The sequence below is a fragment of the Kluyvera huaxiensis genome (assembly GCF_040149365.1).
GTDB lineage: Bacteria > Pseudomonadota > Gammaproteobacteria > Enterobacterales > Enterobacteriaceae > Kluyvera > Kluyvera intermedia_A.
Genome location: NZ_JBEFLV010000001.1, coordinates 407,794 through 434,099 on the forward strand (window position 1 = coordinate 407,794; position 26,306 = coordinate 434,099).

The following is a 26,306-nucleotide window of genomic DNA, read 5'->3' on the forward strand; positions in this document are numbered from 1 at the left end:
CTGACTATAGAATTCGATATATTGCGCTTTCTCTGTGGCAGGAATGTGAATAGAGTGTCATCAAGCAACAGGGCAACGCCCGTCAATCAAATATAAGGAATTACCTATGAGCAAAGTATTGGTTCTGAAATCCAGCATCCTGGCAGGCTACTCTCAATCAGGTCAGCTGTCCGACTATTTTGTTGAACAGTGGCGCGAAAAGCACTCCGCTGACGAAATCACCGTCCGTGACCTGGCTGCAAATCCAATCCCAGTACTGGATGGCGAACTGGTTGGCGCGCTGCGTCCAAGCGACACCCCGCTGACGCCACGCCAGCAGGAAGCACTGGCGCTCTCTGACGAGCTGATTGCCGAACTGCAAGCCCACGATGTCATTGTTATCGCGGCACCGATGTACAACTTCAACATCCCAACTCAGTTGAAAAACTACTTCGACCTGATTGCTCGTGCTGGCGTTACCTTCCGTTATACCGAGAAAGGCCCTGAAGGTCTGGTGACTGGCAAACGTGCTATCGTGTTGTCCAGCCGTGGCGGTATCCACAAAGATTCCCCAACTGACCTGATCACCCCATACCTGAACGTGTTCCTGGGCTTCATCGGGATCACCGACGTGAACGTGGTCTTCGCAGAAGGTATCGCTTACGGTCCAGAAGTGGCAACCAAAGCGACTTCCGATGCCAAAGCGACCATCGATAGCCTGGTTGCTTAATCGCACCACGCAATAGAAAAACCCTGCTTAATCGCAGGGTTTTTTGTTGTCACCCCTAAACCACCTCCTAGGGAGGTGGTGATTGCTCCTGTAAGGCTATAGCCTGAAGAATGCCCATGTCGGAATATCTCTACTTACTCACCACAAGTAAAAGGAGACAAACTGACATGGGGCTTTACAGGAGTTCATCACATGTATATTGGCGTTGCAAATACCACATAGTCTGGACGCCGAAGTACCGTTTCAGGATCCTGAAAGATAAACTGGGCAAAGAACTTTATAGGACAATCTACATTCTCTGCGGAATCAAAGATTGTGAGGTTCTGGAGCTAAATGTTCAGCCAGATCATGTACATCTCGTGGTCATTGTCCCACCGAAAATCTCGATATCCACTTTGATGGGGCATCTGAAAGGCCGCAGCGCTATCAGGCTCTACAACCGCTTTCCACACATAAGAAAGAAGCTATGGGGCAATCACTTTTGGTCTCGAGGTTATTTTGTAGATACGGTAGGGGTGAATGAAGAAATAATCAGACGATATGTGAGGCATCAGGAGAAAACGGAACAAACGCATGAACAGCAGATGGAATTGTTAGAGTAGTGAGCGGAAATTGAAAGTAGCCCCCCTTACAGGGGGCATTCTCAAAAGCCACCTTCTCAGAAGGTGGTCTTTTACTTGTTCATGCAGCCATCACGCCTCTCGTCAGCCCTTTGCCGCAATACCGTCAAGTGCCGCCAGCGTTTCCGTCGACAGTTTTAGCTGTGCCGCCGCCATATTTTCCCGCAGGTGCGCCACCGACGATGTACCGGGGATGAGCAGGATATTTGGCGAACGGTGCAGCAGCCAGGCTAGCGCCACCTGCATCGGCGTCGCGCCAAGTGATGCGGCGATATCATTTAAGGTAGACGATTGCAGCGGTGAGAAGCCGCCCAGCGGGAAGAACGGCACATAGGCAATGCCGTCACGCGCCAGCGCGTCAATCAACGCGTCGTCGCCGCGATGGACAATGTTGTATTCGTTCTGCACGCAAACAATATTCGCCACCTTGCGCGCCTCGGCCACCTGCGTTGGCGTCACGTTACTCAGCCCGATATGCTTCACCAGTCCCTGCTGCTGCAGCTCAGCCAGCACGCTAACCGAAGCTTCAATCGAACCTTCACGCGGCGCATGACCGTCACCAATCATCACCCGCATGTTGACCACGTCCAGCACCTCAAGGCCGAGGTTACGCAGGTTATCATGCACCGCCTGCTTCAGCTCTTCTGGGGAAAATGCCGGTAGCCAGGAAGCGTCATCACCGCGACGGGCGCCGATTTTGGTGACGATAACCAAATCGTCGGCATAAGGATGCAGCGCTTCGCGAATAATTTGGTTGGTGACGTGCGGACCGTAGAAATCGCTGGTATCGATATGGTTAACGCCGAGCGCCAGCGCCTCACGCAGCACATCAATCGCAGCATGACGGTCCTTTGGCGGGCCAAATACGCCGGGACCGGCTAACTGCATCGCCCCGTAACCGAGGCGATTAACAAAGTGGGAACCAAGGGAAAACGTGCCGTACTGGGTCATAACGTCCTGCCTGTTGCTTCATGATGAATGTGACGAACAGTATAGGAACGCTAGTGTCGGGATAACTGTGCTTTTTATGCCATAACATTAAAAAATATCATGGCATTTTAAGATGTGGTTGACGATTTAACGCTCAGCGTTTTACCGAGCACCCTTGCGTTGATCTTTTTTCATCAGCCAAAATACCGCCACGCCGGCCAGCACAATTCCCGGGGCCGATGCCGCCATTACGCCTACGGTTCCGGTGCCCAACGCCAGCATTTTTCCCGCCAGTAGCGGACCGCTCATAGCGCCCAATCGCCCTACTGCCACGGCGGTACCCACGCCGGTAGCACGGATTTCCGTACGATAAAACAGCGGTGCTAACGCATAAAGCACGCTCTGTCCGCCGGTCGCGAACATCCCCGCGATAAAGCCAGAAATAAGCATCAGGCTAAATGAGTTTGCCACCCCCAGTGCAATCAGCGAGGCCAGCATGCCGCTATAAATCAGCAGCGACATGCTCAGCGGGCTGAGTTTATCCATTAGCGCACCCAGCATCAGCGTACCCAGTGCCGCCCCCATTTGCAGCGCAAACATCACGCCGGAAGCCTGTGAAGCGCTAAAGCCCTGATCCACCAGCAGCATCGGCAGCCAGTTGATCAGCATGTACACCACCAGCAGGGTGAAGAAGTAACACAGCCACAGCAGCAGCGTGGCGGAGGCAGTCTCAGGGGCGAAAATCGCCCGTAGCGGCATGGGCGTGTCCTGCTGCTGCGCGCTGAATGCCTGTGACTCCGGCAGGCGGAACATTAGCAGGGGCACCAATAATAAAGGGACGATACCACCGACCCAGAATATAGTTTGCCACGCCTGCGCCAGGCCACTTGCGCCCATCGCCGCCGCCAACGCGGCACCAATCGGCACGCCGCAGTACATCAGGCTAACCGCCGTGCCGCGAAAACGCGGGCCTGCCGCTTCGGAGGTCAGCGCAATCAGGTTCGGCAGCGCCGCACCCAGGCCAACGCCGGTCATCAGGCGAGCAAATACCAGCGTCGGGTAATCCCACGCTAACGCAGTGGCAATCGAGAACAGGCCGAACAGCGCCACCGAGCCCAGCAGCACCTTCTTGCGGCCATAACGGTCCGCCAGCATGCCGCCAAACAGCGCACCGGGCAGCAGCCCGAGAATACCGGCGCTAAAAATCCAGCCCATTTGCATTTTATCTAGCGTAAATGCCTGAGCAATACCGACGGCAGCGATACCGGCGGCCTGCAAATCCAGCCCTTCCATCAGCGCGACTAAAAAGCAAAGCCCGACGGTTTGCATCAGGCGTGAGGTATTAGGAGGTGAGGAAACATTCGTAATATTCGACATCGTGCGACCTTTTGTAGAGTGCAGGTTAAAAGGTGGCCGATACGTTGCCGGCCACATTGTTTTTTTCATTCTCGTTCGCCGGTCGGGACATTGCCGACCGGATCATTATCAGGCTTGCGCTTTGGCTTTCAGATCCAACGCCACGTCAACGATCATATCTTCCTGACCGCCAACCATCCGCCGTTTACCCAGTTCCACCAGGATATCGACCGCGCTTAGGCCATAGCGCGCAGCGGCCACTTCGCTGTGACGCAGGAAGCTGGAATAGACCCCGGCGTAGCCCAGCGCTAATGTTTCGCGGTCAACGCGGACCGGACGATCCTGTAATGGACGCACCAGATCGTCGGCAGCCGCCATCAGTGCATAGAGGTCAGTACCGTGCTGCCAGCCCTGTTTATCCGCGGCGGCGATAAACACCTCCAGCGGTGCGTTACCGGCACCCGCCCCCATCCCCGCGAGGCTGGCATCAATACGGTCACATCCCTCTTCCACCGCCACCAGCGAGTTGGCCACGCCCAGGCTCAGGTTATGGTGAGCGTGCATCCCGGTTTGCGTTTCGGGATTAAGGACATCTTTGAGCGCGCGGAAGCGGTCGCGAATGTCATTCATGTTCATCGCGCCGCCGGAGTCCACCACGTAAATACAGGTCGCGCCGTAGCCTTCCATTAATTTGGCCTGCTTCGCCAGATTTTCCGGGGTGGTCATGTGGCTCATCATCAGGAAACCAACGGTGTCCATTCCCAGTTCGCGGGCATAGGCAATATGCTGGGCGGAAACATCCGCTTCGGTGCAATGCGTGGCGACGCGCACCACGCGCGCCCCCGCCTGGTACGCATTTTTGAGATCGTGCAGCGTGCCGATACCGGGGATCAGCAGCGTGGCGATTTTACTGTGGCTCACCACTTCTGCCGCCGCCGCAATCCACTCAACGTCGCTGTGGGCGCCAAAACCATAGTTAAAGCTGGAGCCCTGTAGGCCGTCACCGTGCGCCACTTCGATGGAGTCAACGCGCGCGTCATCCAGCGCTTTGGCTATCTGGCGCACGTTGTCTAACGAATATTGATGGCGGATGGCGTGCATGCCGTCGCGCAGCGTCACGTCCGAGATATAGAGTTTTTTACCGTTCATGCGACTTCTCCTGCCACGTTCACCCGCGTTTGGGCCATTTTTTCGGCGGTCGACATCGCCGCCGAGGTCATAATGTCGAGGTTGCCAGCGTAAGCAGGCAGATAGTGCGCCGCCCCTTCAACCTCCAGATAGACAGCCGTTTTCAGCCCGGAGAACTGCCCGACGCCAGGAATGTTGACCGGTTTATCCGCAGGAATAACCTCAAACTGGACTTTCTGTTTCAGGCGATAGCCCGGCACATAGGCCTGCACCGCCGCGGCCATCTCGTCGATGGAGGCTTCGATTTCCACCTGAGACGCCGCTTCACTCAGCACATAGACCGTGTCACGCATCATCACCGGCGGTTCTGCCGGGTTGAGGATAATAATGGCTTTGCCTTTCGCCGCGCCGCCGACCACTTCAATCGCCTGGGAAGTGGTTTCAGTAAATTCATCAATATTGGCGCGGGTACCCGGGCCGGCGGATTTACTGGAAATCGAAGCGATGATTTCGGCATAGTGCACTTTCGCCACCCGGGAAACTGCCGCCACCATTGGGATCGTCGCCTGACCGCCGCAGGTCACCATATTGACATTGCCCTGGGAGAGGTTTTTATCCAGATTGACCACCGGTACACAGTACGGGCCGATCGCCGCTGGCGTCAGGTCAATCAGACGAATATCGGGTTTGGCCGCGCGCAGAGCAGCGTCGTTTTTGATATGCGCGGCGGCGCTGGTGGCGTCAAACACAATGTCGATATCGGCGAACTCTTTCATCGCCATCAGCCCGCTCACCCCTTCATGAGTGGTCGCGACGCCCATCCGGCTGGCGCGAGCCAGACCATCGGAATTAGGGTCTATCCCCACCATCACCGACATTTCCAGATGCTTGCCGTGGCGAAGAATTTTGATCATCAGGTCGGTACCGATATTGCCGGAGCCGATAATGGCAACTTTGCATTTACTCATGACTGCTTTCCTTCTTGCTCTTTGGCCGAAAACGCCGCGGATACCGAACCAATGCCTTCGATAAACGCCTCAAAACGATCGCCTGGATTGACGGACACCATCGGGCCGAGCGCCCCGGTCAGGACGATATCGCCCGACCGCAGTGGTTCGCCGAGGCTAGCCATTTTGCGCGCCAGCCACACGGCGGCGTTGAGCGGATGACCTAAACATTCGCTGCCACGTCCGCTAGAAACCGCTTCATTATTACGCGTCATGGTCATGGCACAGTTTTTCAGATCCAGCGCCGCCGGACGCTGTGCCGGGCCGCCGACCACATACACGCCGCAGGAGGCGTTATCCGCTACCGTATCAACGAATTTAATCGACCAGTCTCGTACGCGGCTGCCGACCACTTCCAGCGCCGGAACCACCCACTCAATGGCGTTGAACAGCTCATCAAAGGTGGTGTCGGCGTGCGGTAAATCGCGGTTCAGTACCAGCGCAATTTCCGCTTCAATCTTTGGTTGCAGCACGCGGCTAAACGGGATGGTTTCGTTATCGCCGTAGCACATATCGGCAAACAGCGTGCCGAAGTCCGGTTGTTCAACGCCCAACTGCTGCTGCACTTTGGGATGGGTTAACCCCACTTTACGCCCCACAATGCGACGTCCCTGCGCCACGCCGAACTCGACGTTAATACGCTGAATGGCATACGCCGCCTCTGCATTTTGCGGGCCGATAATATCGCGCAGCGGCTCAGTGGTTTGGCCGTGCTCTTCGGCGTGGCGTAAAGCCTGCGCCAGCGACTCCAGAGAGTAATTTGACATGTCGATTCCTTAGGCGCGGTCGAGGAAGTTCAGTACCAGTTGGTTGAACGCATCCGCGTGCTCCCACTGTGCCCAGTGCCCGCAATCGCGATACACGTGCAGCTCCGAACCGTTAATGCCCGACAGCAGACGCAGCCCGGCGTCCATCGGCACGAAACGGTCGTTACGACCCCAGACCACCAGCGTCTGTGCTCTGATTTCACCCAAACGCGGTCCGAAGTCAGGGAACTGTTTCGGGTTGGCTTCCAGGCTCTTAATGAAGTTTTCCAGGTGATCGCGACGCGACAGCATATTGCTTAGGCGGGCTTCAAACAGCGCCTCGGTCAAATCGCTGGTGTCGTAGACGAAAATGTTCATCATCTTCTTGAGGTTTTCGATGGTCGGCTCGCGGTACAGACCGTTGAGCAGCTTGATGCCTTCGGTCGGCATCGGGGTAAACAGGCTCATGCCGCCGGTGCCGCCGCCCATCAGAACCAGTTTGCCCACCCGCTCAGGCCACGTTAAGGTGAAAGCCACCGCGCTGTGTCCACCCATCGAGTTACCCAGCAGATGCACTTTCTCGATATCCAACTGATCGACCACGCTTTTCAGGATGCGCGCGTTAAGGTCGGAACGGGAACCGGTATTGACGATAGAGTCGCTTTTACCCCAGCCCGGGCAGTCCAGCAACAGTACGCGATAGCCCGCTTCGACTAACGGGTCGATATTGCGGCTGAAGTTTGCCCAACCGGTCGCGCCCGGTCCGGAACCGTGCAGCAGAACCACGGTTTCAGCGCCTTGACCACAGTCGTTAACGTGAATGCGCAGCGTCTGTCCAGCGTCTTCAACATTGAGAAAACGGCTGGTTGCGGCTTCGGTTTGTGGTTGATAGCTCATCATATTCTCCTGCTTAATCAATTCGTTGTTTTGGCGCTCAGTGAGCCGAACCCGGCAATCCACTCAGGGATCGGGCGGTAATAACGATTTTCCGTGCGGTAGTGACCCATCGCGTTAATCGTGGCGAAGGCGGCGGCCCAGGTTTTCACTTCATGCGTCGATTTACCGGCAATGGCTGACAGCTCTTCGTTGCTGATAGCGTCCAGTTCCGAAAGACGCCCCTGCTCAAGCAGCGTCATAAACTGGTTGTCCCAGATAGGATTCAGCGGATGCAGCGTTTTCTGGTCTTTGACAAATCGCTCGGCGGCTTCAATCACCCGACGCTGACGCAGTTCGCGCTCTTCGGCCGGAAGCTGTTTGCCGCTGCCTAACAGGCGATCGCGCATATGCGCATCGACTTTGGCTAACTCTGGCACCGGCGGCTGATGTGATAACCCGCCGGACCCTAAAATCAGCACCCGCTTGTTCAGCGTTGACAGGAAGTGTCCCATCGCTTCACCCAGCATGCGGGTTCGATGGAACCCCGGTAGCGGCGTGGCGACGCCGTTGATAAACACCGGCAATACCGGCACCTTATCCAACCCGCCGAGCAGCAACTCCAGCGGCTGAGCAAAGCCATGATCCACCTGCATGCAGTAGGAGACAGCCAGGTCGATGCCGCTTTTCATCACCGAATGGGCGCAGGCTTCCGCCAGTTCAGTAGGTACCGGCAGCTCACCCGATGCGCTGGAGAAGTCGCCAATCGAGATAGCGCCAACACCCAGACAAAACGGTGGCATCACATCGTAGAAAAAGCCGTTGTAGTGATCCGGGGCGTACAGCACCACCAGGTCCGGCGCAAAGGCCGCAATACGCTCGCGCGCAGCGGCAACCACGCCGTTAACTTCGTCCAGCACCGCTTGCTCAGGGTCAACGTAACCCACCAATGGCGTGTGGGAGAGACAGTGAAGGTAGGTGTTCATCTCAGGCCACCTTTTCAATGCTAACGCCAGAAACATCGCTGGTTAACGCCATCACGCGAGCCAACTGTTCAAGTTTTTGGCTCAGAGTTTGCGGAATCGCCAGCGCGGCGACAAAGCGGTCCGGGCGCACGATGGCAATCGATGCGTCCTGCGCGGCAAACCATGTTTTCAGGCGGTTTTGGTTATCGCCAATGCGAATAACGCCGTCGAAATTGTCCTGCGGGGTACGGATTTGCACTTCCGGCACCACCTGGATAAAACAGGTGCCTAACTCGCGCCATTGAGCCTGCTGGCTGGCGTTCATTCCCCACAGCGGATTACAGCCCCAGGCGATCACCGCAAATTTTGCGCCAATCACCTCATCAAGCAGCATCACATCGCCGTTTTCCCGGGTCACTTTCGGTTGAATAAACATCTTGCCGACCGGCGAACGTTTCGCGTCGCCTTCCAGCAGCAGCGCCCCTTCGCGATATTGCGGCATCGGCTTGAAACGCATTTCGAGGAAGTAGCGTTTTACCGGTGGGATGTAGTTCAGCAGCCAGGAGATGCCATCTCGCACCGTGCCATGCCAGCGTTTCGCTGGCGCTAGCACGTTGCCGGCGGTAACCGAGAGATCGATCATTGCTTTGGCGTGATCGCGGCGTTCCTGCTGATAGCTATCCAGCAGCGCGTCGCCGGCTTTTCCTTTCACCACCAGCGCCAGTTTCCACGCTAGGTTAAAGGCGTCGCGCATGCCGCTGTTATAACCCTGTCCCTGCCAGACCGGCATGATGTGGGCGGCGTCCCCGGCCAACAGAATGCGGTCAATACGGAAGCGTTCGGCCAGGCGAGCGTTGTGGGTATAGACGCGCTGGCGGATCAGTTCGACGTTGTCCGGGTCTGGCAACACCTGGCTGAGCAGCTGGCGCATGTTGTCCGGCTGGCTGAGCTGCGCCTCGGTTTCCCCCGGCATCACCATAAATTCAAAGCGACGGACTCCGTGCGGCAGCGCGGCGGAGACGTAAGGACGCACCGGATCGCAGCACAGATAAATATGCGGCGTGGCCAGCGGGTCGTTGGCAATATCGATAACAATCCACTGATTAGGCGCGGTTTTGCCTTCAAACGGTACGTTGAGGGTGCGGCGAATCACGCTCGCACCGCCGTCGCAGGCCACCAGCCAGTCGGCCTTAATGGTTTCACGTTCACCGTCAGCGCCCTTCACATTAATAGTGACACTGTCACCACTTTGACTAAAGGCTTCGAGTTCACGAGAGAACAGGCAGCGGACGTTCGGGAAGCGTTTTAGCCCCTGATACATCACCTCATCCACCTGCGGCTGGATAAACGCGTTGCGGCGTGACCAGCCAAATTCGTCGGTCATCGGCTGGATATCAGCAAAGCAGCGGCCTTTCGGGGTCAGGAAACGCATGGCATGCCACGGCGTGGTATGCGGCAAAACCTTATCGACGAGATTTACGGACTGCATCGTGCGCAGCGCTTCATCGTCGATACCGATGGCGCGTGGGTAGTCGATAAGCTTATCCAGCTTCTCGACCACTAATACCTCAACGCCCATTTGCCCCAGATAGTTCGCCATCATCAGCCCGACTGGGCCTGCGCCAGCGATGGCGACCTGGGCATGGTGTTGCACTGCAGGTTGGATATCCGGATTGGATGTTGTCATTTTCAATACCTCACGGCTCGGACCAAACGTTCGTGTGCGGTTAACGCACGCTCATTTGTTAATTTGATGTAAAAATATTTTTATAATGGACGCAGTATATGTCCGGGGATTTGCGCTACAATCAAAACAAGCCAGCTTGTGCACCAGGTGCACAGCATTGTTTTAGATGAATAAATGGCGGGTAAAATGAAAAGCAGTGACGCGACAGATTACAAAACCGTGCGCGGATTAACCCGCGGATTATTGTTGCTAAATTTGTTAAATAAATTCGACGGAGGCGCATCTACCGCGACTCTGGCGGAGTTTAGCGGCCTGCACCGCACCACCGTGCGACGGCTGCTGGAGACCTTGCAGGAAGAGGGATATGTACGACGTAGCCTGTCAGACGATAGCTTCCGCTTAACGCTCAAAGTTCGGCAGTTAAGCGAGGGATTTCGTGACGAACATTGGATTTCTGCACTCGCAACGCCGCTACTTGGCGAATTATTGCGCGAGGTCATATGGCCCACCGATTTAACCACTTTAGACGTTGATGCAATGGTGGTACGCGAAACCACCCACCGTTTTAGCCGCCTCTCCTTTCACCGCTCAATGGTCGGCCGTCGCCTGCCGCTGCTGTTGACGGCGTCGGGTCTGACCTGGCTTGCCTTCTCACCGGACAGCGAACGCCAGCCGATTATCGACATGCTGGCCGGTCGCCCGGAGGAGGAATACCAGCTGGCACGCGAACCGGAAAAACTCCACGCCATCCTCGAACGAACCCGGCAAAACGGCTATGGCGCCAACTTCCAGGGCTGGCAGCTGGAGCAAAAAATCGCCTCCATTGCCGTTCCGGTACGCAGCCAGCAGCGAGTCATCGGCTGCCTTAATCTTGTTTATATCGCCCAGGCAATGACCATCGAGCAGGCGGCGGAGAAACATCTGGCGGCATTACAGCGGGTCACCCAGCAAATTGAAGAGCGCATGGAGGAAGAAGAGATCTTTTATGAGCGGATCTGACTGAGCCTATTTTCGCGATTTTCGTATAACACTTATCGCCAGCGGGCTATTTTTCCCCTCGACGCTTGCTCCTAACATCCGGGTATTGCAGAACACTACCCGGAGACACCATGAAAGCATTTGCGATTACCCGCGCCGCCGCCGAAGGCAGCAACATACCGTTTATTCACGCCATAGAGCTGCCGATACCGCAGGCGAAAGGCCACGATATTCTGGTCGAAATTAAGGCCATCTCCGTCAACCCTGTCGATACCAAAGTGCGCGCCGGATTCGCCTCCGATACCCCAAGGGTACTGGGCTGGGACGCCGTTGGCGTAGTAAAAGCGATTGGCGACGCCGTGACCTTATTCGCTCCCGGCGATGAAGTCTGGTACGCCGGGGCGCTAGGTCGCCCTGGCAGTAATAGCGAATTTCAGCTTGTCGATGAACGTATCGTGGCGCTGAAGCCCAAAACGCTGGATAACGCCTCGGCGGCAGCGCTGCCGTTGACCGCCATCACCGCCTGGGAACTGCTGTTTGACCGTCTCGGCGTACAACGCGACGGCAACGCGGGCGATACGCTGCTCATCGTTGGCGCTGCGGGCGGCGTCGGATCAATCCTGACGCAATTAGCCAGCAAACTAACCAAAATGACGGTGATCGGTACCGCTTCTCGCCCGCAAAGTCAGAAATGGGTGCGCGATGCCGGGGCGCATCATGTTATCGACCACAATCAACCGCTGAGCGAAGAGCTGGCGCGTATTGGTATCAAAGAAGTCACCCATGTCGCTAGCCTGAATAATACCGAAGGTCATTATTTACAGCTGATCGCCGCCCTTGCCCCACAGGGAAAACTGGCGCTGATCGACGATCCGCAAAGCCTGGACGTGGTGCCGCTGAAGCTGAAAAGTATTTCGCTGCACTGGGAATTTATGTTCACCCGTTCCATGTTTGAGACCCGCGATATCGCCGCCCAGCATCAGCTGTTGACTGAAGTGGCCACGCTTATCGATAACCAGACCATCAAAACCACGCTCGGCGAACATTACGGTGCGATCAACGCAGAGAATTTACAAAAAGCCCACGCCCAGCTAGAAACCGGCCGGGCGGTTGGAAAAATCGTGCTGGAGGGATTTTAAGATGATTTCGATTATTGCCGTATTGAAAGCGAAAGCAGGTAAAACGCAAGAACTTCGCCAGGCGCTGCAGGCTTTGCTGTTACCCACTCGTCAGGAGCCGGGCAATACGGATTACGCGCTGTTCCAGCTACGTGATGAGCCCGATACGTTTTACATGCGTGAATCCTGGGTCAACCAGGCGGCACTGGAAGAGCACATTTCCCTGCCCCATTTTCAAACCTTTATCGGGCAAATGGATAGCCTGCTGGCGGAACCCTTACGACTGGATTATTTGACGCCGGTTGAGGCGGAGTAAGTCCGCCGCTATCTACAGACGCCGTAACCATTTTTCGTACTCGGCCGGCCACTGAACGGTTTGCGTCCCCGGCCGTCCCATGGCAAAACCGTGGCCACCGGTCGGGTAACGATACATGGTGACGGCCACCTGTTCGCGAATGCAGGCGGCTTGCATGATTAATGTATTTTGTGGACTGGAAACAGGGTCATCTTCCGCCTGCACCAGAAACACCGGTGGAGTCTGAGGCCTGACGTAGTTTTGCACCGACCAGGCGGCCTCCTGTGCATCCGTTGCGTGGTGACCCACCAGCATCTTGTGCGTTGAAGTGCGGGTGTACGGTTTTTCCAGCGTAATAATCGGATAAATCAGCGCCGCACTGTCGGCCCACGCTGGCTGATTGTCCAACGCGTCCACCAGCGGATAGCTGCGGTAATCGGGCCGAAGCGCCGCCATTGCCAGCAGATGTCCTCCGGCAGAAAAGCCCAACATGCTCACTCTTTTCTCACGGCTTCGCAGGATGCGTAGCGCTCGCTGCGCATCCTGCAAGGCCACATTATTCCCATCATTCCAGCCTTCACCCGGCAGGCGATAGCTGAGCATATAAGCCGTATATCCGCGCGCAACCAACCAATGCGCCGCAGGCAAAGCCTCCATGGCCATTTCGATGCGTTTATACCCCCCACCAGCGGCAATAAGCACCGCGTGGCCGTTTGGCAAATCGGGTTCAAGGACGGTCAGAAACGGCATGGCGATGTGGCTTTGCGCGCCCTTTGGGCTGATACGTATCTCTCCATCAGGCCCACCACCGCCGGGAGGAGTGCTCGTCCACAATGGCAGTATAAAAGGTGTTTTAGCCGGTGACGCGGCAAAAATAACCGCGGATTTTGTCACCAGCGCAGCTGTAGCTAAACGCATCAGGAACTGTCGACGATCCATTTAACACGCTCAAAGAGTAGTAAGACGCTCAGTTAAGCAGAAAAAATGGGATCAAAGATGAATGTTACGTGGCGAATTGTGACCAAAAGTCAGCGCAGGGTTCACAACGAATATATAGGAGCAACATCACGAACCCGCCGGCGAGGGAGATCAGGCTAAATTCCGAAAAATAAAAACATGGATATATAAACAGTAATCAGCAATTGCCGCTAGCGTATCGGCTGCTATAGGATTGCCGCAATCCCGATTTCGGTTTTCGGGAGAGGCGCAATGTTGCGGGGGCTTGATCCCTGGCGGCAGCTGTTGCTGGAAAGAGAAAACCCCCGCACGTTGTTCGGTAAAAACCTGGCAACATCACGGGGGCTAACTTGACCTTCGACAAGTTGAGAATAGCCGCGAACCGTTGCCATTGCAATCAGGATGGCAGTATGACGCTAATGCAATGGGCGTTTATGTTCTGGCACGATCTGGCCGCTCCGGTCATGGTCGGTGTGCTCACAGGTCTGATTCTGGGCTGGTGGCGTAGCCGGAAGTAACCACCCGGGCGTCATGACCGCCGCAATGGCAGCATGCGCCCGAACCGGGCCGCAGGGGCAACTCTGCGGCCTTTTTCGTTTTGCCGCTATTCACATAGGAAATTTGGGGGTAAATCGGTCAGACGGTTTGCAATTACCTTCGTTATATAATCAAATACACATCGTTTATTCACCCCTGACTGAGCGACTCATGTCCACACTACAGCGTTTCCTTTTGAGCTTCATGCTTGCCTGCGCCAGCCTGACGGCTGTCACCCCTGCTCTCGCCGACCGCACCGTAACCGACCAGCTTGGCCGCCAGGTGACTCTGCCCGATACCGTTAACCGCGTCGTTGTCCTGCAACACCAGACGCTGAATCTGCTGGTTCAACTCAATGCCTCCGATGATATTGTCGGCGTACTGAGTAGCTGGAAAAAACAGCTCGGCCCTGAGTTCGCCCGCTTCATGCCCGCAATTGAAAAAATGCCGATGCCGGGCGACCTGACCCAGGTCAATATCGAAAGCCTACTGGCCTTGCATCCGCAGGTGGTGTTTGTCGCCAACTATGCGCCGGAGCCGATGATTCAGCAGATTCAAAACGCGGGGATCCCGGTCGTGGCTATTTCCCTGCGTGAAGACGCCGCGGGCGAAAAGAACAAGATGAACCCATCGATGGTCGATGAAGAACACGCCTATAACGAAGGACTCAAACAGGGTATTCAGCTGATTGGTGACGTCGTCAATCGCCAGGCTGAAGCCAAAAAGCTGATTGATTACACCTTTGCGGCGCGCGCCAAATTTAATGCTCCGGTCGCCGCGATTCCACAGGGCGAAAAAATGCGGGTGTATATGGCGAATCCTGACCTGAACACCTACGGCTCTGGTAAGTATACCGGCCTGATGATGCAGCATGCGGGCGCGATGAATGTGGCCGACGCCACGGTTAAAGGTGCGCGTCAGGTGTCTCTGGAGCAGGTATTGCAATGGAATCCGCAGGTTATCTTTGTACAAGATCGCTATCCGGAGGTGGTGAAGCAGATAACCGCCGACCCACAGTGGCAGGCCATCGACGCGGTAAAAAATCATCGCGTGTGGTTAATGCCGGAATACGCCAAAGCCTGGGGCTACCCAATGCCGGAAGCGCTGGCGATTGGTGAACTGTGGATGGCGAAAAAACTCTATCCAGAGCGCTATAAAAATATCGATGTTGATGCCGAAGCCCAGGACTACTACCACCGTTTCTATCGCACTCACTGGCAGGCTAATGCACATCAGTAGTCACCCTAAAACGGTTCAGAGTGGGCTGATGCTGCTCACTCTGGCGATTGCCGTGGTTTCACTGTGCTTTGGTCAATACGGCTTATCGATTGGCGATGTCCTGTTCCAGCTTGCTCATCCACACAATAGCGCCGATATCGCGCATCAAATTGTCTGGTCGGTTCGACTGCCACGGATCCTGATGGCGCTGTTGGCCGGTGGCGCGTTGGGGCTGTGTGGGGCGACGCTGCAAGGCGTATTTCAAAATCCCCTCGTCGACCCGCATATCATTGGCGTCACCTCCGGTTCCGCTTTTGGCGGTACGCTGGCCATCCTGCTAGGCCTCAGCATGCCGATGATGATGGGCACCACTTTCTTCTTCGGCCTGCTGGCATTAACGCTGGTTTATCTGCTGGCGGCGCTGCAAAAGCGAGAAAGCACGCTGGTGCTAATTCTGGCGGGGATTATCCTCAGCGGATTTTTTGCCGCGCTGGTAAGTCTGATGCAGTACATGGCCGACACCGAAGAGGTGTTGCCGAATATTGTGTTCTGGCTGTTGGGCAGTTTCGCTACCGCTAACTGGACCAAGGTCCTGCTGCTGGCGCTCCCCATGACCGTTGCGGCACTAGTGCTGTTTAAACTTCGCTGGCGCATTAACCTGCTGTCGCTGGACGATAAAGATGCCCGCGCGCTGGGTGTACAAGTTACCGCATTGCGGCGCGGCGTGCTGTTGTGCTGTGCGCTGCTGGTCGCCGCGCAGGTGGCGGTCAGCGGCAGTATTGCGTGGGTGGGTTTAGTGATCCCGCATCTGGCACGCATGCTTGCCGGAGCCGACCACCGCCGTCTTCTGCCCTGCGCATTTTGGCTGGGAGCCAGCTTTATGGTGCTGGTCGACGATCTCGCCCGCACCTTAACCGCCGCCGAAATACCCATTGGGATTATCACCGCGCTGGTTGGTGCTCCGCTGTTTACCGTGATGCTGGTTCGCGCAAGCCGCAAAGGAATGTTGAAATGACCCCGTCACTCACGCTGTCACAGTTAGAATATGGCCATAAAGCGCCGCTGTTTGCCCCGTTAAATTTACACTGCCAGCCGGGTGAGGTTTGGGCGGTGCTGGGGGCTAACGGGCGCGGAAAAAGCACGCTGCTGGATACGTTGACCGGCGTTCTGCCCGCTCTTGCCGGGGAAGTCACCGTAACGGGTGGCGTCGGCATCGTGCCACAGTCGTTTCGCGCCGCCTTTGCCTGGCGAGTGAAAGAGGTGGTGTTGATGGGCCGCGCCCGCCACATCGCCCTCTTCTCACAGCCGCAGGAGGAAGATGAACGGCAGGTGCTGGCGGCGCTGGCGCTGCTCAACATCACCGAATTAGCCGATGCGTTATTCAGCAACCTGTCTGGTGGACAGCAGCAGCTGGTGATGATTGCCCGTGCGCTGGTTAGCGCCAGCCAGAACATTCTGCTCGATGAGCCCTGCTCGGCGCTGGATTTAGGTAATCAGCAAACGGTGTTGCAGCTTATCTGCGATCTTGCGCGGGCACAGGCGCGTACGGTGATGTTCACCACCCATGATCCAACCCATGCGCTACAGGTCGCCAGCCATACGCTGCTGCTGTTACCAGACGGTCAATGGCTGGCGGGAACCACCGAAGAGATTGTCCGGGAAGAGACGCTGCGGCGAGCCTACGGCGTGGCGGTGCGAAAAATCCAGTTAGCGGATTACCCCACCGCCGTCGTGACGCCGCTGTTTGCACTCAAACGTTAGCCGTTAAGAAACCAGCGTCGTGTAGGCAGCGCTGCCCGTCTTGCGCCAGCATAAACTGGCAGAACTGACGTGCAGCGTCGCTCTCTTCCAACTGCGTCACATAATACTCACACCGGATATTCCACGGCGCCGGAATAGACACGCTACGGATATCCGTTTCACCTACCAGCGCGGTGGCGTAGTGCGCATAGCCGATAAATAAATCCGCCCATCCTTCACGTAGCAGCCAGCTACTCGCGATAACGCCCGGTGGCAGCGTGAGCGTGTCGCGCCCACCCGCCAGCTGCATGGCCCGCCGTTTGAGAGATTCGCCAAGACCCGGATGGCTGGCTTCAATATGGTCAAACAGCTGCCAGGTATAGTCCCCGGAAGGATCGCACTCCGGCGTTGACGTCCCTAGTCGTAACGCGCTATCGCTGAGTAATTCCAGCCACTCCTTCCCTACAGTTTGCGGGCTATTTTTCACCGTCAGGATAAGCTCATTACGCGCAAAAAGGCGCGGGCTTTGCGCGCGTCCAGCCTCGTGAAGCGCCTGGGGATGCTGGCGATTCGCCGAGGCAAACACCGAACACGCTTCCCCTTTTTCAATCCGTTCACGCAGCAGACCGGCAGGACCAAAGTTGATATCGACCGCTATTCCAGTTTGCTGGGTAAACTGTGCCTGGAGAGGAATAAATGCGCGGCGCAGACTGCCCGCCGCAAACAGCGTCAATGTGGGATGCATAATAAGTTCGTGATAGCCCGAGAATAAGCGTTATATTACTCGGGCTATTACGCTATTGACCAGCGCTTTAGTACTGGATTTCCGCCAGCGTTTTTAGCTGCTCCGGCGTCGCTACCGGTAGGTGGAAGAAATCCAGATAGGCCGGGATCATCTCGAACAGCATATCGGTCCCGCGCTGTACCGGGCAGCCGCGCGCCATCGCCGCCTGCAACAGCGGCGTAAACTCCTGCTTCATCACCACTTCACCGACAAACGCGCCGGGCTCGAGGCGTTCAACGTCAAACGGCAGCGGATCGCTGGGCGACATACCCAGCGGCGTGGCGTTAACCACCAACGAGTGACCCGCCGGACAGTTTGACATCACCGTCAACTTAAGCTGCGGATAATAGGTTTGTAGACGGTCAGCCAATGCACGCGCCGTGGCCTCTCGCGCGTCATACAGCGTCAGCGCACTCACGCCTGCGGCGGCGAGCGATGCGGCGATAGCAGACCCGACGCCCCCGCTTCCTACCACCAGCGCGCGTGCGCCGACGGTTTGAAAACCTTTACGCTGGATGCCGCGCACAAAGCCGTCACCATCAAACATATCTCCGGTGAGCGAACCGTCGTTTTCCCGGCGAATAGCGTTACAGGCCCCGGCGATTTGCGCGGTGGGGCTGAGCCGGTCGACCAGCGCACAGGTCGCCACTTTATGCGGCATGGTGACGAGGGCCCCCGTAATATTGGTCAGCGAAAATAACGTCGGAATAAGCGCCGCGTAATCTTCCGGTTTAACCCCCATCGGGACGACTTTGACATCAACCTGCTGATTTTCGAACCACGGGTTGTAAATCATCGGCGCTTTGAAGCTGGCGGTCGGATAGCCCAGATGCGCAATCAACTGCGTGTTGCCACTAATTCGCATGCGTCGCCTCCTGCTGCGGCAGATCCAGTTCAATACGTTTGACATCGCCCAGAATAAACAGGTATGCCACCACGCCCAGCAGCGCCGCGCCGCCGATATAGATTAAGGCGTAGAAGAAGTTGCCGAAGGCGGCGACGATAAAACCAATGATCAGCGGTGTGAGGATCCCCGCAAGATTGGCGCAAAAGTTAAACAAGCCACCGGTCAACCCGCCCAGCCCTTTAGGCGCCATGTCTGAAATCAAGGTCCAGCCCAGCCCCACCATGCCCTGGCCGAAGAAGGCAAATGACATCACCAGAATCACCGCCATGTCGCTGTGCAACCAGTTGGCGCTGATAATGCAGCTTGCCATCAGCAGCCCTGTGATAATCGGCAGCTTGCGCCCCAGATTGGCGTTACCAGTGGCTTTCAGCAGTTTATCGGAAACCCAGCCGCCAAACATCACTCCCCCTGCCGCTGCCAGGAACGGCAGAATGGCAAAGAAGCCAACCTTTAACCACGGCATATGACGTTCGGTTGCCAGATAGGTTGGGAACCAGGTCAGGAAGAAAACCAGTACGGTATTACCGGCAAACTGGCCAATACTGGCACCGATTATCTGGCGTTTACTCAGCAACTGACGCACCAGCGGCCAGCTAAACACTTTACGCTGCTCTGCACCGGTGCTCATGCCATCGCCCGCGGTAATGTAGTCGCGCTCCTGCTCGCTTAAATACTTATCTTCGTGTGGCTCGCGGTAGTGACGCCACCAGACCAATGCAAACAAAATGCCAGCCACACCGACGGTGATAAACAGCATCCGCCAGCCAAAGCCGTCCATAATCCAGAACAGCAGCGGCGCGAAACAGGCCAACCCGAGGTATTCACCGACGGTATAAACCGCCGTGGCCTTGGCACGCTCATGCTGCGGGAACCAGGCGCTCACCACCCGGCTGTTGACCGGAAAACACGGTGCTTCGCTGACACCCAGACCAAAACGGCACAGCAGCAAGGATTTCAGACCCACGGCGAAACCGTGGAACAGCGTAAACAGCGACCAGAAGCTCAGCGCCAGAAAATAGGTCACTTTATTACCGAATCGGTCGAGGAAGATGCCGCCGGGGATTTGCGCCAGCGCGTAGGTCCAGGCAAAGGCGGAGAAGACAATCCCCATCACCGCCGCACCAATCCCCAACTCCTGAGTGAGTTGAGGAGCCGCGATGCCCAGTACGGTGCGATCGAGATAGTTGATCATGGTGCCGACGGCGAGCAGCGCAAGAATGCCGATACGCCGCCGGGAGCGAGGAACTGCGTTAACCGCCTCAGCGGAAGCCACGCGATTTTGGCCGAGTGAAGTCATAGTGTTTACCTGTCGTTGTCGGGTGCAGATGAATGTTTCTTGTTATGGTCTGCCCAGCGGCACTTACGTACCGACTGGTACATTTTATCATTTATCGGTACTGCATCGCCGAAAGTCTCACCGCCGCGTTGACCGCGCCGTACTGCGCGTAGCCGTGACGTCTTTCGGTTAATTCAAAGAAGAAACGCCCTTCGCTAAATGGCCAGGTGTAGCGATGCAGGAACTCCCCGCCCGTACTGTCCCGATCATAGAGAATCTGTTGACGCTGCAGGAGTTCCACCTGCACCGGCGCACCAAAGCGCGCCAGCAAATCTTCGTAGTAGTTGGCGGGTACCGGCAGCGAGAGCGATGGCGCTAGCGGTTGGTTCTCCAGCAATGCGGGGAGATCGTGGCAGGCAAAGGCCGCGTGCTGTAATCCTGCGCCCTGATAGCAGGCTACCGAACGAGCAATTTGCGTTGCCCGGCTTTGCGAGATATTCAACGCCAGCCGAATATTGCCCTGCGGGCTTTGTACCGCCAGGCTGCGCACCAGACCGTGTGGATCGGGCATAGTCTGTTCATGTTCGAGGGTGAAGCCCAACACCGAGCGGCAAAACATCATCCAGTTGTCACGGCTGTCGGCTTCCATCCCTAAAGCCAGATGGTCAATCCCCAGCAGCGGTCCCTCGTTTGTCGTGGCTGTCAGGTTAAAATCTTGCGCGTAGATGTCCTGACTTTCGTCCACCAGATACACCAGGCTACCGTCCGGGGCGCACACCGCCGGAATAGCGCTCTCATTTGGCCCCGCATCACCTTGCCAGGTGGCGTAGCCGTAAGCTTTGGCACGGGCGATAATCGGCGCGCTTTCGCTAACCCGCAGCGCCATCGCACAAAGCGAAACGCCGTGACGCTGATAGAAATGATCGGCCCAACTGTGGGGCTGATAGTTGATGACTACCCGTGCGCCACCGTTGCACCACAGCGCAACCTGTTTTGAACGGTGCATTCCCGCCAGGCTAAATCCCATACCTTCAAGCATGGTGCTGAGTTTTTTCGCTTCTGCGGGGCTTGCGGCAAATTCAATAAACTCGGTGCCGTTAAACGTTGGGAGCGACGCTGTCTCAAACAGATCGGCGTCGGTTTGTCCCAGCGATCGCCGCGTTTGTTCCTCCAGCCACTGTAGTGAGCGATAGCCATCTTTCGCCGTCGCACCGTTGGGTGAAGCCCGAAAACCGTCGTTAAAGATTTCCAGCGACCACGGACCACGATAGCCAAGGCGCGTCAATTCACGGGTAAATTCCACCAGCGGCAGTTCGCCTTGCCCCGGGAAGCAGCGGAAATGTCGGCTCCATTCGAGCACGTCCATTTTCATCAGCGGCGCATCGGCAAGCTGCAGGAAGGTGATTTTATCCATTGGCACTTCATGCAGGCGGCGCAAATCGTCGCCCAGCGCCAGGATATGGAAGCTGTCGAGCACAATGCCCATTGCCGGGCTGTCGACCGCTTTCACCCGCTCCCATGCCTGATACCAGTGGTTAACCTGCGTTCCCCACGCCAGCGCTTCATAGCCAATCTTGATATTCTCCTGCTCGGCCAGCGTCGCCAGCGCGCGCAGATCGGCCACCTGCAAATCAAAGTCGGCGGAACAATCGGCCTGCACGTTGCTACACAGCAGCATCGTGTCACAGCCCAGTTCATGCATCAGGGCAAATTTGCGCTTTGCGCGCGCCAGGTTGGCGGCAAACTGCGTGCGGCTCGCGCCTTCAAAATCACGAAATGGCTGAAACAAGGTGATTTTTAGCCCCAGATCGTCAGCCAGCTTACGGACATCCTCTGGCGTACCGGTATAATAGAGCAAATCATTTTCGAAGATCTCAACCCCCTGATAACCTGCAGCGGCTATTGCGCTCAGTTTTTCAGGCAGGGTTCCAGAAATAGACACGGTAGCAATCGAACGCAACATAGTTTCACCTGGCTTACGCGGTAACAGTTGTCTCGAATATGAATCATTTGGTTCAATGATGCCAGATTAGGTTGCTAAATCGTGATCGTTATGTGTATTTTTTGTTCCATTGGAAAATTAACAGGAGTTGTTATGTCGGCCGTTGATCACGATGAAGCGCAATCGCTCAAAACCCGTATTTTCGCCGCAGCGATCGCTATTTTTGCCGAGCACGGGCTGGCAGGCGCCAGAATGGAACAGATAGCAGGGGAAGCTCAGACCACCAAACGCATGGTGGTTTACTACTTTAAAACCAAGGAACAGCTGTACCAGACGGTACTGCAATATGTGTATTCGCGAATCCGTGAAACGGAGCAGCAATTAGGGCTGGAGAATCAGCCACCGGTTGAAGCGCTGGTGCAACTGGTGAAGTGGAGCGTGCGTTATCATGCCGAACACGCCGATTTTATGCGGATTATCTGTATGGAGAACATGCAGCGCGGAAAGTGGTTGCTGGCGTCCGGGGATTTGAAACACTTAAATAAGAGCGCCCTGTCGCTGCTCGAGCACATACTGCATCGCGGTCAGGAGCAAGGGATATTTCAGCCCGCGCTGGAAGCTCGGGACGTTCACCGCTTAATTAGCAGCTTCAGCTTTTATCAGGTTTCTAACTTTTATAGTTTTAATAGCCTCTATCTGGATGGTCCGCTTCCGGACATCGATGATGAAGCACTCATCACTCACCATTGCGAACTGGCCGTGAAAGCAATTCTGCGCTTCGTCATCGCCTGATTATTCTATCTTACCGCGGGTTATCACTGCCCGGACAGCGCAGTCACCACTCTTTGCATCGCTTCGCGCGTGAGTTCCGGGCGCTGGACTTTAGTATTCGCCAGCGCAGTACGGACCACTCCGGCAATCACAATATGCTTGGGTTCCTGGCCTAAATCGCGCATTTCCAGCACCACTTTTCCCACCACGCGACACATCTCCTGGTACAAAACGTCGTCTTTCGTCAGATTTCCCATCATTTACGCTCGCTAATTTCCATTAAGAATCAATTTATTATTGGTTTGTTTCGTTAATAAAGCAAATCAACGTCTTACCGGCGAGACAACGTTGATTCCAGCGTTGCGCAATTGCCTGTTACATTTTCGCCAACAAATCGTTTTTATTATGTTAATTGTTCTATTTTATTTTTGAAACGGCGTTTTTATTTTCCTTTTCGTCCATTACATCGTATAATCTGCGGCGTTTCTTTCTTGAATGGTTTCAGCTCATTGGACTGCATTAATAAACGATTAAAACATCGCCTATTTCACTATGCTGAACCACTAGCACACTTTCCTCTGCACGCTTTTTTTATGTCACCTATCCTTATGTCGTGGCATAGCAATTTTCGTAACACCGGTTTGACTCCGTGGCAGTGCGCGCATGGAGCGAGAATTCAAAATCCCAATCCTTCTCAATCTCAACTTAAAGACTAAGACTGTCATGAAAAAGACCAAAATTGTTTGCACCATCGGACCAAAAACTGAATCCGAAGAAATGTTAGGCAAAATGCTTGATGCTGGCATGAACGTTATGCGTCTGAACTTCTCCCACGGCGATTATGCTGAACACGGCCAGCGCATCAAAAACCTGCGCAACGTGCTGAGCAAAACCGGCAAGAAAGCCGCTATCCTGCTGGATACCAAAGGCCCAGAAATCCGCACTATTAAGCTGGAAGGCGGTAACGACGTTTCCCTGAAAGCTGGCCAGACCTTCACTTTCACCACCGACAAATCCGTTGTGGGTAACAACGAAATCGTTGCTGTAACCTATGAAGGCTTCACCACCGACCTGACCGTGGGCAACACCGTTCTGGTTGACGATGGTCTGATCGGCATGGAAGTTACCGCTATCGAAGGTAACAAAGTTATCTGTAAAGTGCTGAACAACGGCGACCTGGGCGAAAACAAAGGCGTTAACCTGCCGGGCGTTTCTATTGCTCTGCCAGCGCTGGCTGAGAAAGACAAACAGGATCTGATCTTCGGTTGTGAGCAAGGCGTTGACTTCGTTGCAGCTTCCTTTATCCGTAAACGTTCTGACGTTATCGAGATCCGTGAGCACCTGAAAGCTAACGGCGGCGAAAACATTCAGATCATCTCCAAGATCGAAAACCAGGAAGGCCTGAACAACTTCGACGAAATCCTCGAAGCATCTGACGGTATCATGGTTGCTCGTGGTGACATGGGCGTTGAAATCCCGGTTGAAGAAGTTATCTTCGCTCAGAAAATGATCATCGAAAAATGTATCCGTGCGCGCAAAGTGGTTATCACTGCGACCCAGATGCTGGATTCCATGATCAAAAACCCACGTCCTACCCGCGCTGAAGCTGGCGACGTAGCGAACGCCATCCTCGACGGTACCGATGCAGTCATGCTGTCCGGTGAATCCGCTAAAGGTAAATACCCGCTGGAAGCTGTGACCATCATGGCTACCATCTGCGAACGTACCGACCGCGTAATGACCAGCCGTCTGGACTTCAACAACGACAGCCGTAAACTGCGTATCACCGAAGCCGTTTGCCGTGGCGCGGTTGAAACTGCAGAAAAACTGGACGCACCGCTGATCGTTGTTGCGACCCAGGGCGGTAAATCTGCTCGTGCTATCCGTAAATACTTCCCGGATGCCACCATCCTGGCGCTGACCACCAACGAAACTACCGCTCGCCAGCTGGTGCTGAGCAAAGGCGTTGTTGCGCAGGTTGTCAAAGAAATCAGCTCTACCGATGATTTCTACCGTATGGGTAAAGAAGTCGCTGTAGAAAGCGGTCTGGCGCAGAAAGGTGACGTTGTGGTGATGGTTTCTGGTGCACTGGTACCAAGCGGCACCACCAATACTGCTTCCGTGCACGTACTGTAATAATTCACATACTTGTTATAGTTTGCTTAAAAAAGCGCCCATCGGGCGCTTTTTTTATACATCCAGATAATGCTGCTCAATAAAAATCAAATCGGATTTCACTATTTAAACTGTAACTATCTAAGATGAATCCGATGGAAGTTACCTGTTTTCACAGACTTTTTCTCTGCAAACCCTGAAAGTCGATGCTTCTTTGAGCGAACGATCAAAAATAAGGGAAAAGGGATAAAAAAATATTCTCAATATAAAAAAGTTTGTGTAATACTTGTAGCGCTACATGGAGATTAACTCAATCTAGAGGGTATTTATAATGAATCGTACTAAACTGGTACTGGGCGCGGTAATCCTGGGTTCTACTCTGCTGGCAGGTTGCTCCAGCAATGCTAAAATCGATCAGCTGTCTTCTGACGTTCAGACTCTGAACGCTAAAGTTGACCAGCTGAGCAACGACGTGAACGCAGTGCGTTCCGACGTTCAGGCTGCTAAAGACGACGCAGCACGCGCTAACCAGCGTCTGGACAACCAGGCTCACTCTTACCGTAAGTAAGAGTTCTGGTAATAAAAATGGCGCACATTGTGCGCCATTTTTTTTGCCTCCAGTTCCCCTTTCCTACTGCGTAACCTTCCCTGTAGACAGCTCACCGTTTTGTGCCGACAGCACCGGTGCCGTCGTCGTAGCCTTCGAATCAGCCATCAGAATCGGATACCCCGCCCGACGCGACAGAATTTGCTTCACCTGGGCCTCCCCTACGCTCGCCTGCTCAACGAACTGCTTAAAGGCAGCGGATAACGTCATCTTCATGGTTTGCGTGTCCTGTGCAGCATCCTGCGACAGCGGACGGTGTACTTCCAGATAACGGGCACCGTTTGGCTCTACTGAATATTTCAACGGTTCGTTAATTATCCTGACCGTTGTACCGCTACGGACTTGGGCGAATAGCGATTTGATGTCCGGCGCATTCATACGAATACAACCGGAACTGACGCGCAGGCCAACGCTGTCCGGCGCATTGGTACCGTGAATCAAGTATTCACCGTTACCGTACGCTAACCGCAACGCAAAGAGCCCCAGCGGATTACCCGGCCCTGCCGGTATGACCGCCGGCAGCGTAATACCGCGCTCGAGAGAACGCTTGCGGATGCCCGCCGTAGGCGTCCACGTCGGATTCGGGATTTTCTGTCCAATCCGGGTAGTCATTTCCGGCGTTTCCAGCCCCTGCAAACCAATCCCAATAGGATAAACCTGTACCTGCTGTTCTCCCGGCGGGAAGTAATACAAACGCAGTTCGGCAAGGTTTACCACGATCCCTTCACGCGGCACATCCGGTAGCAGCATCTGCGAGGGAATTGTCACCACGGTGCCCGCTCTAGGAACCGGCGCAATGGTATTATTCGCTTCGAGGATTAACATCGCCGCGGTATCAAAGCGTCGGGCGATAGCCTGTAGGTTCTTATCCCCCTCCTGAACGGTGTAGGTTTGGTTCTGGCCGATTAAACGGCTGTTGGCAGGGGGTAACGGGTAGTCGACGGCCCAGGCGCTGGAAATCGCGCTGAGGGCGCTTAAAATGCTGAGTGTTAAAAGAGACGCGCGCTTCATATCTGGATTCCTTATTCATATTCACTGAC

Annotated in this window: 28 protein-coding genes; 13 read left to right on the forward strand and 15 right to left on the reverse strand. The window is 55.3% G+C overall.

Annotated elements, in window-relative coordinates; translation table 11 throughout:
- Nucleotides 1–106 precede the first annotated feature (106 nt).
- Nucleotides 107–709 carry an FMN-dependent NADH-azoreductase gene (azoR, locus tag ABOC97_RS01965; protein ID WP_234502176.1) on the forward strand — a complete coding sequence of 201 codons (603 nt, stop codon included), beginning with the start codon at nt 107–109 and terminating at the stop codon, nt 707–709.
- 167 nt (nt 710–876) lie between these two features.
- Nucleotides 877–1,311, forward strand: a complete 435-nt coding sequence (gene tnpA, locus ABOC97_RS01970) for an IS200/IS605 family transposase (protein WP_041162689.1) — start codon at nt 877–879, stop codon at nt 1,309–1,311.
- A 102-nt stretch (nt 1,312–1,413) separates the two neighbouring features.
- On the opposite strand, the gene ABOC97_RS01975 is transcribed toward tnpA, so the two are convergent.
- The 8 genes from ABOC97_RS01975 to ABOC97_RS02010 form a co-directional block, all read right to left on the reverse strand.
- Nucleotides 1,414–2,280 carry an aldo/keto reductase family oxidoreductase gene (locus ABOC97_RS01975; protein WP_349593392.1) on the reverse strand — a complete coding sequence of 289 codons (867 nt, stop codon included), beginning with the start codon at nt 2,278–2,280 and terminating at the stop codon, nt 1,414–1,416.
- A 141-nt stretch (nt 2,281–2,421) separates the two neighbouring features.
- Nucleotides 2,422–3,636, reverse strand: coding sequence for a 3-(3-hydroxy-phenyl)propionate transporter MhpT (gene mhpT, locus ABOC97_RS01980; RefSeq protein WP_349593395.1), 1,215 nt, complete (start codon nt 3,634–3,636; stop codon nt 2,422–2,424).
- Nucleotides 3,637–3,744: 108 nt separating this feature from the next.
- Nucleotides 3,745–4,764 carry a 4-hydroxy-2-oxovalerate aldolase gene (gene mhpE / locus ABOC97_RS01985; RefSeq protein ID WP_349593398.1) on the reverse strand — a complete coding sequence of 340 codons (1,020 nt, stop codon included), beginning with the start codon at nt 4,762–4,764 and terminating at the stop codon, nt 3,745–3,747.
- Nucleotides 4,761–5,711: an acetaldehyde dehydrogenase gene (mhpF, locus tag ABOC97_RS01990; RefSeq protein ID WP_349593401.1), complete on the reverse strand. Its 951-nt coding sequence runs from the start codon at nt 5,709–5,711 to the stop codon at nt 4,761–4,763. The genes mhpE and mhpF overlap by 4 nt, the downstream gene beginning before the upstream one ends.
- Nucleotides 5,708–6,517: a 2-keto-4-pentenoate hydratase gene (mhpD, locus tag ABOC97_RS01995; RefSeq protein ID WP_349593404.1), complete on the reverse strand. Its 810-nt coding sequence runs from the start codon at nt 6,515–6,517 to the stop codon at nt 5,708–5,710. The genes mhpF and mhpD overlap by 4 nt, the downstream gene beginning before the upstream one ends.
- A gap of 9 nt (nt 6,518–6,526) precedes the next feature.
- Entirely contained in the window at nt 6,527–7,393 is an 867-nt protein-coding gene (gene mhpC, locus ABOC97_RS02000; protein ID WP_349593546.1) for a 2-hydroxy-6-oxonona-2,4-dienedioate hydrolase, read from the reverse strand.
- A 17-nt stretch (nt 7,394–7,410) separates the two neighbouring features.
- A complete protein-coding gene (mhpB, locus tag ABOC97_RS02005; protein WP_349593407.1) occupies nt 7,411–8,355 on the reverse strand; it encodes a 2,3-dihydroxyphenylpropionate/2,3-dihydroxicinnamic acid 1,2-dioxygenase in 945 nt (314 codons plus the stop codon).
- A gap of 1 nt (nt 8,356) precedes the next feature.
- Nucleotides 8,357–10,021: a bifunctional 3-(3-hydroxy-phenyl)propionate/3-hydroxycinnamic acid hydroxylase gene (locus ABOC97_RS02010; RefSeq protein ID WP_349593410.1), complete on the reverse strand. Its 1,665-nt coding sequence runs from the start codon at nt 10,019–10,021 to the stop codon at nt 8,357–8,359.
- A 186-nt stretch (nt 10,022–10,207) separates the two neighbouring features.
- On the opposite strand from ABOC97_RS02010, the gene ABOC97_RS02015 reads away from it, so the two are divergent.
- From ABOC97_RS02015 to ABOC97_RS02025, 3 genes are all read left to right on the forward strand, one after another.
- Nucleotides 10,208–11,020, forward strand: coding sequence for a DNA-binding transcriptional regulator (locus ABOC97_RS02015; RefSeq protein WP_349593413.1), 813 nt, complete (start codon nt 10,208–10,210; stop codon nt 11,018–11,020).
- A 110-nt stretch (nt 11,021–11,130) separates the two neighbouring features.
- The gene (locus ABOC97_RS02020) at nt 11,131–12,138 is read left to right on the forward strand and encodes a zinc-binding alcohol dehydrogenase family protein (RefSeq protein WP_349593416.1); all 1,008 of its coding nucleotides are present in this window, start codon (nt 11,131–11,133) and stop codon (nt 12,136–12,138) included.
- Between the two features lies 1 nt (nt 12,139).
- Complete coding sequence (locus ABOC97_RS02025) at nt 12,140–12,433, forward strand: putative quinol monooxygenase (protein WP_349593419.1); 294 nt, start codon at nt 12,140–12,142, stop codon at nt 12,431–12,433.
- Nucleotides 12,434–12,445: 12 nt separating this feature from the next.
- Here the strand turns inward: ABOC97_RS02025 and ABOC97_RS02030 are convergent, their stop codons facing one another.
- Nucleotides 12,446–13,351 (reverse strand): alpha/beta hydrolase, encoded by a 906-nt coding sequence (locus ABOC97_RS02030; protein ID WP_349593422.1) that lies wholly within the window; start codon nt 13,349–13,351, stop codon nt 12,446–12,448.
- A 428-nt stretch (nt 13,352–13,779) separates the two neighbouring features.
- Between ABOC97_RS02030 and ABOC97_RS02035 the strand changes: the two genes are divergently transcribed.
- The 4 genes from ABOC97_RS02035 (at nt 13,780) to ABOC97_RS02050 (ending at nt 16,885) form a co-directional block, all read left to right on the forward strand.
- Nucleotides 13,780–13,887 carry a type I toxin-antitoxin system toxin Ldr family protein gene (locus tag ABOC97_RS02035; protein ID WP_349593424.1) on the forward strand — a complete coding sequence of 36 codons (108 nt, stop codon included), beginning with the start codon at nt 13,780–13,782 and terminating at the stop codon, nt 13,885–13,887.
- Nucleotides 13,888–14,077: 190 nt separating this feature from the next.
- Entirely contained in the window at nt 14,078–15,145 is a 1,068-nt protein-coding gene (locus tag ABOC97_RS02040; protein WP_459253811.1) for an ABC transporter substrate-binding protein, read from the forward strand.
- Nucleotides 15,132–16,139 (forward strand): FecCD family ABC transporter permease, encoded by a 1,008-nt coding sequence (locus ABOC97_RS02045; protein ID WP_349593426.1) that lies wholly within the window; start codon nt 15,132–15,134, stop codon nt 16,137–16,139. The genes ABOC97_RS02040 and ABOC97_RS02045 overlap by 14 nt, the downstream gene beginning before the upstream one ends.
- On the forward strand, nt 16,136–16,885 hold the full coding sequence (locus ABOC97_RS02050) for an ABC transporter ATP-binding protein (protein WP_349593428.1): 750 nt from the start codon (nt 16,136–16,138) through the stop codon (nt 16,883–16,885). Before ABOC97_RS02045 ends, ABOC97_RS02050 begins: the two co-directional genes overlap by 4 nt.
- Here the strand turns inward: ABOC97_RS02050 and ABOC97_RS02055 are convergent.
- From ABOC97_RS02055 to ABOC97_RS02070, 4 genes are all read right to left on the reverse strand, one after another.
- Complete coding sequence (locus tag ABOC97_RS02055; RefSeq protein ID WP_349593431.1) at nt 16,875–17,609, reverse strand: substrate-binding domain-containing protein; 735 nt, start codon at nt 17,607–17,609, stop codon at nt 16,875–16,877. The two genes, ABOC97_RS02050 and ABOC97_RS02055, sit on opposite strands and share 11 nt — an antisense overlap.
- A 67-nt stretch (nt 17,610–17,676) precedes the next feature.
- Nucleotides 17,677–18,513, reverse strand: coding sequence for a shikimate dehydrogenase family protein (locus ABOC97_RS02060; protein WP_349593434.1), 837 nt, complete (start codon nt 18,511–18,513; stop codon nt 17,677–17,679).
- Nucleotides 18,503–19,852: an MFS transporter gene (locus tag ABOC97_RS02065; protein WP_349593436.1), complete on the reverse strand. Its 1,350-nt coding sequence runs from the start codon at nt 19,850–19,852 to the stop codon at nt 18,503–18,505. The genes ABOC97_RS02060 and ABOC97_RS02065 overlap by 11 nt, the downstream gene beginning before the upstream one ends.
- Before the next feature lie 91 nt (nt 19,853–19,943).
- Nucleotides 19,944–21,794: a bifunctional sugar phosphate isomerase/epimerase/4-hydroxyphenylpyruvate dioxygenase family protein gene (locus tag ABOC97_RS02070; protein WP_349593437.1), complete on the reverse strand. Its 1,851-nt coding sequence runs from the start codon at nt 21,792–21,794 to the stop codon at nt 19,944–19,946.
- A gap of 132 nt (nt 21,795–21,926) precedes the next feature.
- Here ABOC97_RS02070 and ABOC97_RS02075 point away from each other — a divergent pair, with 132 nt between their 5' ends.
- Entirely contained in the window at nt 21,927–22,565 is a 639-nt protein-coding gene (locus ABOC97_RS02075; RefSeq protein ID WP_349593440.1) for a TetR family transcriptional regulator, read from the forward strand.
- Between the two features lie 23 nt (nt 22,566–22,588).
- Here the strand turns inward: ABOC97_RS02075 and fumD are convergent, their stop codons facing one another.
- Nucleotides 22,589–22,801: a fumarate hydratase FumD gene (fumD, locus tag ABOC97_RS02080; RefSeq protein WP_234502245.1), complete on the reverse strand. Its 213-nt coding sequence runs from the start codon at nt 22,799–22,801 to the stop codon at nt 22,589–22,591.
- Nucleotides 22,802–23,053: 252 nt separating this feature from the next.
- Here fumD and ynhH point away from each other — a divergent pair, with 252 nt between their 5' ends.
- The 3 genes from ynhH to ABOC97_RS02090 all read left to right on the forward strand — a co-directional run bounded on the left by ynhH (nt 23,054) and on the right by ABOC97_RS02090 (nt 25,227).
- Complete coding sequence (gene ynhH / locus ABOC97_RS24015; RefSeq protein ID WP_459253817.1) at nt 23,054–23,260, forward strand: protein YnhH; 207 nt, start codon at nt 23,054–23,056, stop codon at nt 23,258–23,260.
- 7 nt (nt 23,261–23,267) lie between these two features.
- Nucleotides 23,268–24,680: a pyruvate kinase PykF gene (gene pykF / locus ABOC97_RS02085; RefSeq protein WP_349593442.1), complete on the forward strand. Its 1,413-nt coding sequence runs from the start codon at nt 23,268–23,270 to the stop codon at nt 24,678–24,680.
- Nucleotides 24,681–24,990: 310 nt separating this feature from the next.
- Complete coding sequence (locus tag ABOC97_RS02090; protein WP_006118977.1) at nt 24,991–25,227, forward strand: major outer membrane lipoprotein; 237 nt, start codon at nt 24,991–24,993, stop codon at nt 25,225–25,227.
- Nucleotides 25,228–25,290: 63 nt separating this feature from the next.
- Here ABOC97_RS02090 and ldtE read toward each other — a convergent pair whose 3' ends face one another.
- Nucleotides 25,291–26,277, reverse strand: coding sequence for a L,D-transpeptidase LdtE (ldtE, locus tag ABOC97_RS02095; protein WP_349593445.1), 987 nt, complete (start codon nt 26,275–26,277; stop codon nt 25,291–25,293).
- Between the last annotated feature and the right edge of the window lie 29 nt (nt 26,278–26,306).